We start from the raw sequence: 14,366 nt of genomic DNA, 5'->3' as shown, positions 1-14,366 counted from the left end.
AGCGGGTTCAGTGGCGGGACGCACCGGGTGCGGGCTGTGCGCGGGGGCGGGGGGAATCCAGCGGCTGGGGCAGCAAGGTGGCCACCGTGAGCTGGTCGTCGCCAAAATATTTGGCGGCCACGGCCTGCACCTGGGCGGGCGTCACGGTGCGCAGCAGCTCCAGAAGGCGTTCGTTGGCGTCGAGCGGAAATCCCTGAATCCAGTTGCCCCCCAGCTCCTGCGCCTGGTTCATCACCGAGTCGCGTTCGTACACGGTCGAGGCGATCCACTGCGTCTTCACGCGGGTCAGCTCAGCCTCGCTGACCCCATCGCGGGCGACGCGGGTGACCTCGGCGCGCAGCGCGTCTTCCACCTGCTGGGCCGTCTTGCCTGCAGCGGGCACACCGCTGAGCATGAACAGGCTGGGGCCACGGCCCGTGACCATGGCGCCGCTGCTGGCGCTGTCGGCCACGCGGTTTTCGCCCTGGGTCAGCGCACGGTCGAGCCGCGCGCCGTCGTAGCCGTTGAACACCGCCGACAGCACCATGAGCGCCAGAGCGTCGCGGTCGGTTTCGGTCAGGTTCTCCACACGGTTCAGGCTGGGCGCACGAAACGCCAGCGCCACGTAGGCCTGCTCGGCCGGGGCCTTCACGGCAATGCGGCGCAGGCCCTGCTGCGCGGGCTCGGTGCGGGGCTTGCGCTCGGGCAGCGCGTGGGCGGGCAGGCTGCCGTAATACTTCTCGGCCAGTGCGCGGACCTGGGCCACGTCCACATCGCCTGCCACCACCACGGCGGCGTTGGTGGGCGTGTACCACTGGCGGTAGAAGGCGCGGGCATCATTCGGTGTCATGGCATCCAGGTCGCTCATCCAGCCCACGATCGGTCGGCGGTAGGGCGATGCGGTGAAGGTGGCGGCAAACAGCTGCTCGGCCAGCATGGCGCGGGGCTGGTCTTCGGTGCGCAGGCGGCGCTCTTCCTTGACGACCTCCAGCTCCTTCTTGAACTCGTCATCCGGCCAGTGATTGTTGGCAAACCGGTCGGATTCGAGTTTCATCACATCTTCGAGCCGGTTGGACGGGATTTGCTGGTAGTAACCCGTGTAGTCGCGGCTCGTGAAAGCGTTTTCGCGCCCGCCCAAAGCCGCCACACGCCGCGAGAACTCGCCCGGCGGCAACGTCTTGGTGCCTTTGAACATCATGTGCTCCAGCACATGGGCCACACCCGTGGTGCCATCCACCTCGTCCATGGAGCCCACGCGCACCCACACCATGTGCACCGCAGTGGGGGCACGCCGGTCGGGCTGCACGATGAGCTGCATGCCGTTCTTGAGCGTGAACTGCTGCGCGCCAGAGGCCGTGGCGGACGGCGTGGTGGAAGGCGCAGCGGGGGATTGAGAGGCGGGAGGCGTTGCCGCAAAGGCAGCCCCGGACGAGAGGCAGGCCAGCAGGCCCAGTAGGGTGAAAGCACGTTTCATAGAATGGATGATTCTAAGAACCCTCCAATGTTCAGTTTTTTCAAGAAAAAGCCCGCCGCTCCGCCATCGACGCCTGCACCGTCCGATGCGCCCTCCCCGGCCGTTTCGCACGGCGCTCCGGCGCCTGCCGCTCCCCACACCCCGGTCGTGCCAGCGGCGACAGCTGCGGCGGCACAACCGCCGTCTCCGGCCCCTTCGCTCGCACCAGCACCTGTGCCCGCGCCACCGCCGGTCGAAGCCCCGGCTGCAGCACCGGCAGCGTTTGGCTGGCTGCGCAACCCGTTTGCCCCCAAGGCGCCCGAGGCAGCTCCGGCGCCCACGCCCGCAACAGCGCCAGCCCCACCGCCTGCGCCAGTGCCAACCGCAGCGCCCCCGGCCACACCCGTGCCGGTGGCAGCCCCGGTTCAGGCAACTCCTGCGGCACCCGTGCCGGTGGCAGCCCCCGCCATCGCTGCCCTAGCACCCGCTTCCGCACCGGCAGCCGCCCCCACGGAACGCAAGGGCTGGCTGGATCGCCTCAAGGCCGGCCTGCGCAAAACCGGCAGCAGCATCACCACGGTGTTCACCGGCACGCAGATCGACGATGCGCTGTATGAAGAGCTGGAAGAGGCCCTGCTGATGGCCGACACCGGCGTCAAGGCCACCACCCACCTGCTGGCCGACCTCAAGCGCCGCGTGAAGGAGGCCAAGGCCACCGACCCCGCCGCTGTCAAGGGTTTGCTGGCCGACGCACTGACCGACCTGCTGCGCCCGCTCGAAAAAGCCCTGGTCATCGGTGAACACACCCCCACGGTGATCATGGTGGCGGGCGTCAACGGCGCGGGCAAGACCACGTCGATTGGCAAACTCACCAAACACTTGGCTGGCGAAGGGGCGGCCGTGCTGCTGGCGGCGGCCGACACCTTCCGCGCGGCAGCGCGCGAGCAGCTCGGCGTCTGGGCCGACCGCAACACGGTCGAGATCGTGAGCCAGGAAGGCGGCGACCCGGCCGCCGTGAGCTTTGACGCCGTCACGGCCGGCAAGGCGCGCGGCAAGGATGTGGTGCTGGTGGACACGGCGGGCCGTTTGCCCACCCAGCTGCACCTGATGGAAGAGCTGAAAAAGATCCGCCGCGTGGTGACCAAGGCCGACGCCACGGCGCCGCACGAGGTGCTGCTGGTGATCGACGGCAACACTGGCCAGAACGCCCTGGCCCAGGTGCGGGCGTTTGACGACGCGCTGCAGCTCACAGGCCTCATCGTGACCAAGCTCGATGGCACGGCCAAGGGCGGTGTGCTGGCCGCCATCGCGCAGGAGCGCCCGATTCCGGTGTATTTCATCGGCGTGGGCGAAAAGCTCGAAGACCTGGAAACCTTTAACGCGCGCGAGTTCGCGCAGGCGCTGCTCACCTGATGCAGCCCGGCGGTCCGGGCCGCCCCCTTCCCCCGCCAGCGTGATCCATGGCCCCTTCGGGGGCCATTTTCACGTTTACGAACTGCGGCTATTCCCCCATGATGGGCTTCCCCCTGGAAAGGCACGGAGGCCCATGTTCATTGAGCTGGTCAAAGGTGTTGCCCTGCTGTTGGCGCTGTGCTTTCTGCATGGGTTCAACATCCGCGTCTGGCGCCAGCATCCGCGCACCGGGCAGGTGTTCTCGGGCATTCTTTTTGGCACCATCTGCGTGGTGGGCATGCTCACACCGGTAGTGCTGATGCCCGGGGTGATCTTTGACGCCCGCTCGGTGGTGCTGAGCATGGCAGGCCTGTTTGGCGGCCCTCTGGTGGCCTGCATCGCCGCCGCCATGGCCGCCACCGGCCGCCTGTGGCTGGGCGGCGCGGGGGCGGAGGTGGGCTTGATGGTGATCGCACTGTGCACCGCACTGGGCCTGGTCTACCGCGAGGGCCGGGCGCGTGGGCGCCTGGGGGTCGAGCCCGTGACGCTGGCGCTGTTCGGACTGCTGTTGCACACCGCCGTGCTGGCGGTGTTCCAGCTGCTGCCGACCGAAGTGGTTCAGCGCGTCAACCAGACCCTGGCCCTGCCCTTTCTGCTGACCTTCACACCCGCCACGGTGGCGCTGGGCCTGCTGCTGCACGACGTGGAAGAACGCCTGGCCACCGAACGCGCACTGCACGGCACGGCCGCCCGGCTGCGGGCCATTGCGCAGGCCATTCCCGACGTTCTGCTGGTGCTGGATGCCCAGGGGCGCTATGTGGAAGTGCTCTCGCCCGACGACGCCCCGCTGGCCGCCCGCCCCGCCCAACTTGTGGGCAAGCGGATGCATGACGTGCTGCCCGCAGAGCAGGCCGACAGATTTGTGGAACTGATCCGCAGCACCTTGCTGTCGGGCCAGACGCAGAGCGTGGAATACGAGATGCAAACCCTCTCGGGCACGCGGCAATTTGAAGGGCGCGCACAGCCCCTGGGGGTGAAAGTGGGTGGCCAGGCGGCCGTGGTCTTCCTGGCGCGGGACATCACCCAACGCAAGCGCGCGGAAAGTGCGCTGCGCGAGTCAGAGCTTCGCTTTCGCTCGCTGCTGCGCAATATCCCGTCCATCTCGGTGCAAGGCTATCTGGAAGATGGCACCACGAGCTACTGGAACCAGGCCTCCGAGGAGCTGTATGGCTACACGGCCGAGGAGGCACTGGGCAGCAACCTGCTCGACCTCATCATTCCGCCCCCCATGCGCGACGCCGTGCGTGAACACGTACGCCACATGTTCGCCACGGCCGAGGTGATTCCCGCTGGCGAGCTGCAGCTGCAGCGCAAGGACGGTACGCCCGTGCATGTCTTCTCCAGCCATGCCTACATCCGGGTGCCAGGCCACCCACCGGAGATGTTCTGTATCGACATCGACATCTCGGGCCGCAAGGCGGCCGAGGACGAGGCCCGCTACCTGGCCTTCTACGACGCCCTCACGCAGCTGCCCAATCGGCGCCTGCTGGTAGACCGTCTGCAGCAGGTGTTGGCCAGCGGCGCGCGCTCGGGCTTGACCACAGCCGTGCTGTTTGTGGACCTGGACAACTTCAAGACCCTGAACGACACCCGGGGCCACGAGGTGGGCGACCTGCTGCTCAAGGAAGTGGCCCTGCGCCTGCGCGGCTGCGTGCGCGAGCAGGACACGGTGGCCCGGCTGGGGGGCGACGAGTTTGTGGTGGTGCTGCAGAACCTGAGCAGTGACCCGCCGGAAGCCGCCGCCCAGGCGCGCACGCTGGGCGAACTGATCCTGGCCCAGCTGCGCCAGCCCTACGATCTGGCCGGGCATGAACACCACTTCACAGCCAGCATCGGGGTGACGCTGCTGCGCGAGCACCGTGACTCGGTGGACGAGGTGCTCAAACAGGCCGACATGGCCATGTACCGCGCCAAGGACGCGGGCCGCAACACCCTGCGTTTTTTTGACCCTGACATGCAGCAGGCCGTGAACCGCCGCGCGCTGCTGGAAACGGAGCTGCACAACGGCCTGCGCCAGTCGCAGTTCCTGCTGCTGTACCAGCCCCAGGTGAACGCGCAGGGGCGGGTTACCGGCGCAGAGGCGTTGGTGCGCTGGCAACACCCCGCGCACGGCATGGTGCCGCCATCGGAGTTCATCCCGCTGGCAGAAGAATCGGGCCTCATCCTGCCCTTGGGTTATTGGGTGATGGAAACCGCCCTGCGCCAACAAGCCCGGTGGCGGCTGGACCCGGCAATGGCCCACCTGAGCCTGGCCATCAACGTCAGCGCGCGGCAGTTTCTGCAGGAAGACTTTGTGACACAGGTGCTGGCCTTGCTGCAGCGCACTGGCGCCGACCCGGCGCACATCAAGCTGGAGCTGACCGAAAGCCTGCTGCTGGACAACGTGGACAGCGTGATCGCCACCATGCGCGCACTCAAAGCCCAGGGCCTGGGCTTTTCGCTGGATGACTTTGGCACCGGCTATTCGTCCTTGAGCTACCTCAAGCGCCTGCCGCTGGACCAGATCAAGATTGACCAGGGTTTTGTACGCGACGTGCTGCTGGACCCCAGCGACGCGGCCATCGCACGCTCCATCATCGCGCTGGCCGGCAGCCTGGGTCTGGACGTGATCGCCGAGGGGGTCGAAACGGCGGCGCACCACCAATTTCTGCTGGTGCACGGCTGCAAGGCGTTTCAGGGCTATCTGTTTGGCAGGCCGATGGCGCTGGAAGACTTTGAACGGGTCGCGCGGGAGGTGCTGGGCCCGGAAGGCACCTCCGGCTGACCTTGGGCCGGTATCGGGATTGCATTCAAGGTACCGCGCAGAAGTGCCGATAACCAGGGGCCACGCCAGCCCGCACCGCGCCGGACCTCCGTGGAAACCATGGAGGTGCCCCATGAGAATCGAGTCGTCCACCCTGCAGATGCAGTCCCAGCATGTCGCCACGCGCATGCACAGCCAGACAAGCCGCCTGGAAATGTGGGTGGGCGACCGCCCCGCCAGCACGCCCCTCGCCCGCCAGGCACCGCCGCTGCAAATCTCCACCGCTGCCCGCCTGGCCCAGGCCGCCCATGCACCCCATGGGGTCACCACCTCGGTCGAGCCTCTGCCGGAGCGCGCCCGCGACGAGGGCCTGACGCCCCAGCTCGCCATGATCCGCGATCTGATCGAACGCATGACCGGGGTGCTCGTCCGCGTCTATGCCGGGCCGCAGTCCACTGACGCGCCCGCAGCTCCCCCGCCCCCCTTGGCCCCAACGAACAGCACGGCCGCAGCCCCGCGCCAGCGCGCGGGCTTTGGCCTGATCTATGAGCAGCGCGAAGTGCTGGAAGAAACCGAGCGCACCCAGTTTGCTGCAGCGGGCACTGTGCGCACCGCCGATGGCCGGGAAATCCGGTTCACGCTGCAGCTGGATATGCAACGCAGCTACCGCGAGGAATCCTCCGTGAGCCTGCGGCTGGGCGACGCCGTGGCGGTGGACCCGCTGGTCATCAACTTCGACGGCACCGCCGCCCAATTGCAGGACCTGCGCTTTGCCTTCGACCTGGACGGCGACGGGCAGACCGAACAAGTGCCCTTGCTCGCTGGCAACCGGGGTTATCTGGCGCTGGACACCAACCAGAACGCGCGCATCGACAGCGGCCTGGAACTCTTCGGCCCGGACACGGGCAACGGCTTTACAGAACTGGCCCGGCATGACAGCGACAGCAACGGCTGGATCGATGAGGCCGACCCGGTCTTCCATCAGCTGCGCGTGTGGACCCCGAATGCAGATGGCAGCGGTAGCCTGCAGACCCTGGAGGAACTGGGCGTGGGCGCGGTGCAACTCACCGCCCAGGCAACGCCCTTCGCCCTGCGCACGGCGGACAACCACAGCCTGGGCGCCGTGCGCTCCACCAGCATCTACCTGCGAGAAAACGGCAGCGCGGGCACGGTGCAGCAGATCGACCTGAGCGTGTGATCGCGATCCAAGAGTTTGAGCGACCCGTACCAGCGGCCGAGACGTCCGCAAACTGGGGAATGCCCAAGCTTCAGGCCAGCACCGTAGCGTGGGCCACCTGCGCATCCACCCAGTCAGCATATTCCGCAGACCCCTGCAGCGCGTGCGTGACCAGCTGCGGCAGCGCATAGGGATGCTGCGCCCGCAGCAGCGCCAGCAGCGGGTGCAGCGCACGGGGCACGGTCTTGCACACCAGCCGGAGCTCGCGGTCCTCCTGCAACGCGCCCTGCCAACGGAAGTAGGCCGTGATGGGCTCCACCTGCACACAGGCTGCCAGCCGCGCCTGCAACACCAGTTGCGCCAGCCGCCGCGCTTCCGCTTCGGTGGCCACCGTGGTAGTGACAACGAGAATGTCGCAAAGTGCGGTCGGCTCAGTCATGCGCGTCTCCCGAAGGCGTTGGGCGGTGCAGTCTGCCATAGCGGGGGATGCAATGCCAGCGGCGCGAAAACCGCCAGGGATCCTCTGCACGAATCGAGCGGTAAGTGTGCGCTACGGATCGGGAGGGGCTGCCAGGCGCAAGACGCAGCAATAGCTGTAGCTATTGCGAGGTTTTGCAACACCGCAGACCACCCGAGTCCGCAGATGCACACGGTGCGGTGATTCGTGCAGAGGGTCCCTAGGGATGTCCTGCACAACCCTCGCGAGGCGGTGGTAGTGCGGATCGGGTGGGGCCGCAAGGCGTCCCTTGACAGCCAATAGCCGGGCTATTGGCAAGAAAAGCAACGCAGCGAACCGCCCGGGGCCGCGCTATCACAGACCGCAGGGAGTTATGCAGGTCATCCCTAGATCATGAAAACACTGTTCTATTTGTCGCAACAATCGGAAAAAACTTGGCTACAAGGGGCTGGAACCCTGAACCCAGAACACGCTCTGACAACGAAATACTGCGTTCATCGCGGCCTCTACAGCCATAAAATTCCCTTTTGAATCAATGGCTTAGCAAAACCATCCAACCATAGCGCCTTCGGGCTCCTGGGCCGATGGTCCAGGCGACAGGCAGGCGGCATCGCCTACAACCGGAGGGGAACTCCTGGCTTAGCACTCTGTCCTATGGAGTGCTAATATCATGGCTTAGAGGAAAGGATTCCCGGAATGAACATTCAATCTGGAACCGCTACGACGACTTTGGCGCCCGCCAACCCCTGGGCGCTGGTGCCCCCATTGGGCAACCTGGACGCGTACATCTCCGCCGTCAATCGCCTGCCGCTGCTCACGCACGAAGAAGAGCAGACCTACGCTCGGCAGCTCAAGGACAACAACGATCTGGACGCCGCCGGTCGGCTGGTGATGTCGCATCTGCGTCTGGTGGTTTCGATTGCGCGCCAGTACCTGGGCTATGGCCTGCCCCATGGCGACCTGATCCAGGAAGGCAATGTGGGCCTGATGAAAGCCGTCAAGCGCTTTGACCCCGACCAGGGCGTGCGTCTGGTGAGCTATGCGATGCACTGGATCAAGGCCGAGATCCACGAGTACATCCTGAAAAACTGGCGCATGGTGAAGGTTGCCACCACCAAGGCGCAGCGCAAGCTTTTCTTCAACCTGCGTTCCATGAAGCAGGGGTTCAAGGCCGATGCGTCTGCCGCTGATGCGGCCACGCACCGCGATACGCTGTCGGACCAAGAAATCGACACGGTGGCTGCGCAGCTCAACGTCAAGCGCGAGGAAGTCATCGAGATGGAAACCCGCATGTCGGGCGGTGATGTGCTGCTGGACCCCGCACCCTCCGACGATGGCGAACAGGCTTTTGGGCCGATTGCCTATCTGGCCGACGCCTCGCACGAACCTACGGCCATGATCGAGTCGCGCCAGCGCGATGCCCTGGCCACCGATGGCATTGCCACGGCGCTGGGCAGCCTGGACGACCGCAGCCGCCGCATCGTGGAAGAGCGCTGGCTCAAGGTCAACGATGACGGCACGGGCGGCATGACGCTGCACGAGCTGGCAGCTGTGTATGGCGTGAGCGCCGAGCGCATCCGGCAGATTGAAGTGGCTGCAATGAAGAAGATGAAGAAGGCGCTGGCGGAGTACGCCTGAGCCTGAGGGCGGCGGGGTTAATATCCCCGGCTGCAGAAGTTGCCTCACGGGGCCCCAGTTCTGGGGCCCCGTGCCGTTTTGGCCCCTGAATGTTCTTGTTGAGGAGACCCCTTCCCATGTTGTCGTCACGTCCTGTTGTTTCTCGCCGTGCGTCTACGCTGCTGATTGCCCTGGCAGCCGCCTCCCCCTGGGCTCTCGCCCAGAACGCCGCCAAGCCCGGTGCCGCAGCAGCCGCCGCGCCCCTGGCATGGCCCACCAAGCCGCTCAAGATCATCGTGGGCTTTCCGGCCGGGTCTTCGCCCGACCTCACGGCGCGCACGTTCAGCGAGCCGCTGTCCAAGGCCCTGGGCCAGCCGGTGATCGTGGAAAACAAGGTGGGCGCAGGCGGCAATATTGCGGCTGATGCCGTGGCCAAAGCGCGTGATGACCACACCGTCGGCCTGATGATCAACGGCAACATGACAATTGCCAAGCTGCTGAACCCGGCCGTACCCTACGACCCGCTCAAGGACCTGGCACCGCTGAGCCTCATCGGCACATCGCCCCTGATCCTGACCGCGCCCGTGAGCCAACCCGGAGTGCCCGCCAACAGCAGCGCCCGCGACTTCTTTGTGGCAGCCCGCAATGGCGGCGACAAGTGGAGCTATGGCACGCCCGGCGTGGGCACGGTGGGCCACATTGGCACCGAGTTGCTCAAGTCGCGCAGCAACATCAACCCGGTGCATGTGCCCTACCCGGGCTACCCGCAGGTGGCCACCGCCATGCTGGGCGGGCAGTTGCAGATGGCCTTGCTGCCCCCGGCCCTGGCGCAGGCACAGGTGCGTGCGGGCAAGTTGCGCGCGATTGGTGTGACGTCTTCCGGGCGCAGCCCGCTGGCACCCGATGTGCCGAGCCTGGCCGAGGCCGGCATCAGCAACTTCAACCTGGAAATCTGGAACGCCTTTGCGGCGCCTTCGACCCTGCCCAAGCCCATCCAGGCCAAGCTGGCGGCGCTGATCAGCGAAATCGCGCGAAGCGAAGAGGTGCGCGGCAAGCTGTTCCAGCAGGGCTGGCAGACGGTGGGCTCGTCGCCCGAGGGGCTGGCTAACCGCGTGAAGGCCGACACCAACTTGCTGGGCGGCGTGATCGCGATGCGCGGCATCAAGGCGGAATAAATCTGCGCGACGGAAACGCCGCACGCCTTTGCTGCTAGCAAACATCAACCCGGGTCTGGCCGATGCGCCTGCCCGGGTTTTTTGTTGCAGGTGCTGTCAAACCAGCAGGCGGGCTGGCGGGCCCGCAGAAACCTCAGCCCGCCTCGGCCAGCAGTGCCTTGACGTCTGCCGCCAGGGCCTGCGCGCCACTGCCATAGCGGTTGTAGATGCGCAGGCGCCCCGCCGTGTCATACACGTAGCTGCCCGCCGAGTGGTCCATGGTGTAACTGGTGGGCGTTTTGCCATCGACCTTCTTGTAGTAGATCTTGAAGTCCTTGGCGACCGCAGCCAGTTGCTCTGGCGAGCCATACAGGGCCAGAAAACTTGGATCGAAATTGGCCATGTAGGCCTTGAGCACTTCCGGCGTATCGCGTTCGGGGTCTACCGTGACGAAGATGCCCTGCAGGCGGTCGCCGTCCTTGCCCAGCATCTTCTTCACCTCGGCCAGCTCTTGCATGGAGGTGGGGCACACGTCCGGGCACTGCGTGAAGCCGAAGAACACCACCACCACCTTGCCCGCAAAGTCCTTGAGGTGTCGCGCCTGGCCGTTGTGGTCGGTCAGCGGGATGTCACGGGCATAGTCCGCACCGGTGATATCCACGCCACGAAACTCTGCCTTTTTCTCGGAACAGGCACTAAAAATGCCCGCAGCGCTTATAGATAAAGCGCTAACAGCTATCGTTTTAAGAGCACTTCTTTTCAGCATGGTCATGGCGGTCTTCACAGCACGTAGTGGTCCACCAGGAGGGCGGCAAACAGGGCGCTCAGGTGGATGAGGGAAAAGCGGAAGGTCTTGCGCGCGAGCGCGTCCGAATAGTTGCGCCACAGGGCAAAACCGTAGCCGCAGAAGCCTGCGCTGAGCACCACCGCGGCGGCCAGGTAGATCCACGAGCTCATGCCGTAGACGAACGGCATCAGGCACCCGGCAAACAGGATCAGGGTGTACAGAAACACCTGCAGGCGGGTGAACTCGTTGCCATGGGTCACCGGCAACATGGGCAGGCCAGACTTGCGGTAGTCCTCCACCCGGTACAGGGCCAGCGCCCAGAAGTGAGGAGGCGTCCACAGAAAGATGATGAGGAACAGGATGAGCGCTTCCGGGCCGACATCGTTGGTCATGGCCGCCCAACCGAGCACGGGCGGCATGGCGCCTGACGCACCACCAATCACAATGTTCTGCGGCGTAAGGGGCTTGAGAATCACTGTGTAGATGACCGCATAGCCCACAAATGTGGCGAACGTGAGCCACATCGTGAGAGGGTTCACCCAGAAGTACAACAGTGCGGACCCCGCACCACACAACACGGCAGAAAACAGCAGCGTCTGGGCGTTGGACAGCTGGCCCTTGGCCGTGGGACGCCAGGCGGTGCGCTTCATCTTGGCGTCGATGCCCTGCTCCACGATGCAGTTGAAGGCGGCGGCAGCGCCCGCCACCAGCCACACCCCGGCACAGGCCAAGGCCATCAGCCCAAGTTGCGAGGCCGACGGAAGCCCAGGCACAGCCAGCACCATGCCAATGAGGGCACAAAACACAATGAGCTGGACCACGCGCGGCTTGGTCAGCGCATAGAACTGCGCAATGCGCGACGGCGTAGAAACAGCGGCGGGGGCAGCAACACTCATGCGGAAACTCTCGATGCACCCGAAGGCGCGGAAAACTCTTGCGGCGCGGACACCGCGCGGCTGGACACCAAGGCCCAGGTCAACACCACCACCAGCGCCGCAGCGCCACCGGTATGCAGCACGGCGGCCAGCAGCGGCCAGTCCAGCACCACGTTGGAGAGACCGGTGGCCAGTTGCAGCAGCGCCAACGCGGCCAGCCAGCGGGACTGAACCCGGAGCACGCCCGCCTGGCGAAGGCGCCAGCAAACGATGCCCAGGGCCAAGAGGACCACATAAGCCATGAGCCGGTGTACATAGTGGATGGCTGTGAGCCCGGCAAAACTGATGTGGCTGCCGTCCTGCAGCATACCCAGCGCGCGCCAGACCTGAAAACCCTGGCCAAAGTCCATGGCAGGCCACCAACTCCCCTGACAAGTGGGAAAGGTGGTGCAAGCCAGCACCGCGTAGTTGGTGCTGACCCAGCCACCCAGCACCACCTGCACCGCCACGAGCACGCCGGTGATCACCAGGCCCCAGCGCAACCCGGTGGAGACACGCACAGGCAGCTTGCCCTGAGCGCTCTGGGTGTGGCGCACTGCCTGCACACACAGCAGCGCCAGCAGCACCAGCCCCCCGATGAGGTGCAGCGTGACGATGGCCGGAAAGAGTTTCATCGTCACCGTCAGCGCCCCGAAAGCCCCTTGCAGACACACCCAGAACAGCGTGAAGGTCGGCCACCACGGGCTGATGGGGGGACGCTCGCCCCCCATACGCGAGGCCTTGCGGTGCTGCACCCACGCCGACACCGTGAGCACGATGATGAGCACGCCCACGCCCGTGGCCAGGTAACGGTGGATCATTTCAACCCATGCCTTGCCATGGGTCACAGGGCCGGTGGGCATGGCCTCCTGGGCCGCCGCGATTTCGGTGCGCGCCCCCACGGGGCTGGCGCTGCCGTAGCATCCGGGCCAGTCGGGGCAGCCCAGGCCCGAGTCGGTCAGGCGGGTGAAGGCGCCAAAAAGCACCAGATCAAACGTCAGGAACAGGGTGAGCACCGTGAGTGCCTGCAGGCGCCGCATGGGGGAGCTGTTGCGGTTGCGCCAGCCCACCCAGGCGAGCGGCCCGAGCGCAATCAGCACGCCCAGCAGCATCAGCCGGGCGATGGGCGCCAGATCGTAGAGCGGGTGTGGGGTGTCCATCACGGCTTCCCGGGACGCCCGGCCTCATCCCATGACGAGGACGCACGCAACAGGCGTTCAAGATCCCGCTTGGCCTTGGCCGCGCCTGCCGCATCCATGGCTGCCGGAAAACGCATCATCCAGTTGCCCATGGGGTCCACCACATACAGGTGGTCCGCGATCTGGTGCCCCTCGGCAGGCGCAAGCCACGCATTGAGTGCAGCAGCATCCATGCGCAGCACCGTCGCTTTCTGCAATGCGGGCGTGAGCTCCGGGGGCACGCTGGTAGCGTCGTTCACCAGCCAGACCCAGTCCACGCGGTCTTTCTCCTTGCCCACACTTTCGCGCAGTTGCCGCTGCAGGTACAGATGCTTCTGGCAGGCGGCATCACAGGCCGCGCCCGCAACGCTGACCAGAAGCCATTGCCCCTTCAGCGAAGCCAGGGGAACGGCCTGGCCATCGAGTGCCGTGGCGCTCAGGTCCGGCAGGGTGCGCTGCGGGTTGATCAACTCGCCATAGTTGCGCCGGCCTTCGGGGCGGATGACGTAGTACGTGAAATACGAGGCGATGACCGGCGCCGCGCAGATGAGCAGCACGCCCAGCATCTTCAAACGCCCATGGCGCGTGCGCTGCGTCAGGGCCACGGCGCCCGCCGCTTCGGGCAGCGTGTGCACGGTGAGCCCCAGGGGATGGTCCCCCTGGGCTTCAGGCGGCAGGGTGGCTGCGCGGGCGAATGAACCGTCGGACGATTTGGAACCAGACATAGAGAAGTGCAATCAGGCCGCAGAGCCCGAACCATTGAAATGCGTAACCGTAGTGTTTGTCGACGCCTGCGCCGACCACGGGCCAGTCGCGTTGAAGCCCCTCGCCTGCTTCGCCCGTCTGCAGCACCGTGAGGTGGGCAAGCGCCAGACCGGTTTCGGTGCGAAACGCTGCCAGATCGAGATTTTGCCGGATGCGAGAAGACCCCTGGGCACTGTCGGCGCCCTGGAACTCATACAAACGTGAAGGCGCGGGCGCCACACGGCCTTGCACCCGCACCGTCACATCCTGTGGCGTCTGCACCTGTGGCAGCCGCGTACGGTCCTGGAAATTGCGCGGCGCCCAGCCACGCTGCACCAGCACCGCCGCGCCACTTTGCCCTGCCAGCTGCAAGGGCGTCACCACAAAAAAGCCCGGACGCCCGTGCATCTGGCGGTTGTCGAGGTACACCGTGTGCTCCGACAGCCACCGCCCCTCCAGAACCACGGCACGGTGCACCAACGAAGAGGCGTCCTTCGAGGATGGATCTGCCACCGCAGCAGCAAGCAAGGCGCGGCCGTCAATGGCAGGCATGCGCCCCCGTTCGTCCAGCGCGGCCTGAAGCGCCTCTTTTTCGGCTGCGCGCGACAGCTGCCAGCGGCCCAGCGATGCCGTGACCAGCATGCCCGCCACTGCGGCGAGTGTGATCAACCAGAAACGCAGGTCTGCGGGACGGCGGAAAGTGGTCACGGG

12 protein-coding genes are annotated in these 14,366 nt (G+C 65.9%); 5 read left to right on the top strand and 7 right to left on the bottom strand.

Translation table 11 applies throughout. The annotated features are described in order from the left end of the window. Nucleotides 1-7 precede the first annotated feature (7 nt). Nucleotides 8-1,453, bottom strand: a complete 1,446-nt coding sequence (locus C8C93_RS00725) for a pitrilysin family protein (protein WP_121505577.1) — start codon at nt 1,451-1,453, stop codon at nt 8-10. A 27-nt stretch (nt 1,454-1,480) separates the two neighbouring features. On the opposite strand from C8C93_RS00725, the gene ftsY reads away from it, so the two are divergent. From ftsY to C8C93_RS00710, 3 genes are all read left to right on the top strand, one after another. Further along, complete coding sequence (ftsY, locus tag C8C93_RS00720) at nt 1,481-2,845, top strand: signal recognition particle-docking protein FtsY (protein ID WP_121505576.1); 1,365 nt, start codon at nt 1,481-1,483, stop codon at nt 2,843-2,845. A 133-nt stretch (nt 2,846-2,978) separates the two neighbouring features. After that, a complete protein-coding gene (locus C8C93_RS00715; protein ID WP_121505575.1) occupies nt 2,979-5,648 on the top strand; it encodes an EAL domain-containing protein in 2,670 nt (889 codons plus the stop codon). 112 nt (nt 5,649-5,760) lie between these two features. Then, nucleotides 5,761-6,825, top strand: coding sequence for a hypothetical protein (locus C8C93_RS00710; RefSeq protein WP_121505574.1), 1,065 nt, complete (start codon nt 5,761-5,763; stop codon nt 6,823-6,825). Nucleotides 6,826-6,895: 70 nt separating this feature from the next. Here C8C93_RS00710 and cutA read toward each other — a convergent pair whose 3' ends face one another. Then, the gene (cutA, locus tag C8C93_RS00705) at nt 6,896-7,243 is read right to left on the bottom strand and encodes a divalent-cation tolerance protein CutA (RefSeq protein WP_121508607.1); all 348 of its coding nucleotides are present in this window, start codon (nt 7,241-7,243) and stop codon (nt 6,896-6,898) included. Between the two features lie 714 nt (nt 7,244-7,957). On the opposite strand from cutA, the gene rpoH reads away from it, so the two are divergent. Then, a complete protein-coding gene (rpoH, locus tag C8C93_RS00700; RefSeq protein WP_055398595.1) occupies nt 7,958-8,899 on the top strand; it encodes an RNA polymerase sigma factor RpoH in 942 nt (313 codons plus the stop codon). 116 nt (nt 8,900-9,015) lie between these two features. Further along, nucleotides 9,016-10,053 carry a tripartite tricarboxylate transporter substrate binding protein gene (locus C8C93_RS00695; RefSeq protein ID WP_121505573.1) on the top strand — a complete coding sequence of 346 codons (1,038 nt, stop codon included), beginning with the start codon at nt 9,016-9,018 and terminating at the stop codon, nt 10,051-10,053. Between the two features lie 133 nt (nt 10,054-10,186). Here the strand turns inward: C8C93_RS00695 and C8C93_RS00690 are convergent, their stop codons facing one another. The 5 genes from C8C93_RS00690 to C8C93_RS00670 are packed head-to-tail and all read right to left on the bottom strand — an operon-like array spanning nt 10,187 to nt 14,363. Next, nucleotides 10,187-10,804, bottom strand: a complete 618-nt coding sequence (locus tag C8C93_RS00690) for an SCO family protein (RefSeq protein ID WP_121508606.1) — start codon at nt 10,802-10,804, stop codon at nt 10,187-10,189. An 8-nt stretch (nt 10,805-10,812) separates the two neighbouring features. After that, a complete protein-coding gene (cyoE, locus tag C8C93_RS00685) occupies nt 10,813-11,715 on the bottom strand; it encodes a heme o synthase (protein WP_055398593.1) in 903 nt (300 codons plus the stop codon). Then, nucleotides 11,712-12,893, bottom strand: coding sequence for a heme A synthase (locus C8C93_RS00680; protein WP_121505572.1), 1,182 nt, complete (start codon nt 12,891-12,893; stop codon nt 11,712-11,714). The genes cyoE and C8C93_RS00680 overlap by 4 nt, the downstream gene beginning before the upstream one ends. Continuing rightward, complete coding sequence (locus C8C93_RS00675) at nt 12,893-13,636, bottom strand: hypothetical protein (protein ID WP_121505571.1); 744 nt, start codon at nt 13,634-13,636, stop codon at nt 12,893-12,895. Before C8C93_RS00675 ends, C8C93_RS00680 begins: the two co-directional genes overlap by 1 nt. Beyond that, complete coding sequence (locus C8C93_RS00670) at nt 13,578-14,363, bottom strand: SURF1 family protein (RefSeq protein WP_121505570.1); 786 nt, start codon at nt 14,361-14,363, stop codon at nt 13,578-13,580. The genes C8C93_RS00675 and C8C93_RS00670 overlap by 59 nt, the downstream gene beginning before the upstream one ends. Between the last annotated feature and the right edge of the window lie 3 nt (nt 14,364-14,366).

This window comes from Acidovorax sp. 93 (assembly GCF_003633835.1).
GTDB lineage: Bacteria > Pseudomonadota > Gammaproteobacteria > Burkholderiales > Burkholderiaceae_C > Acidovorax > Acidovorax facilis.
This window is presented reverse-complemented; position numbering and strand designations above follow the sequence as displayed.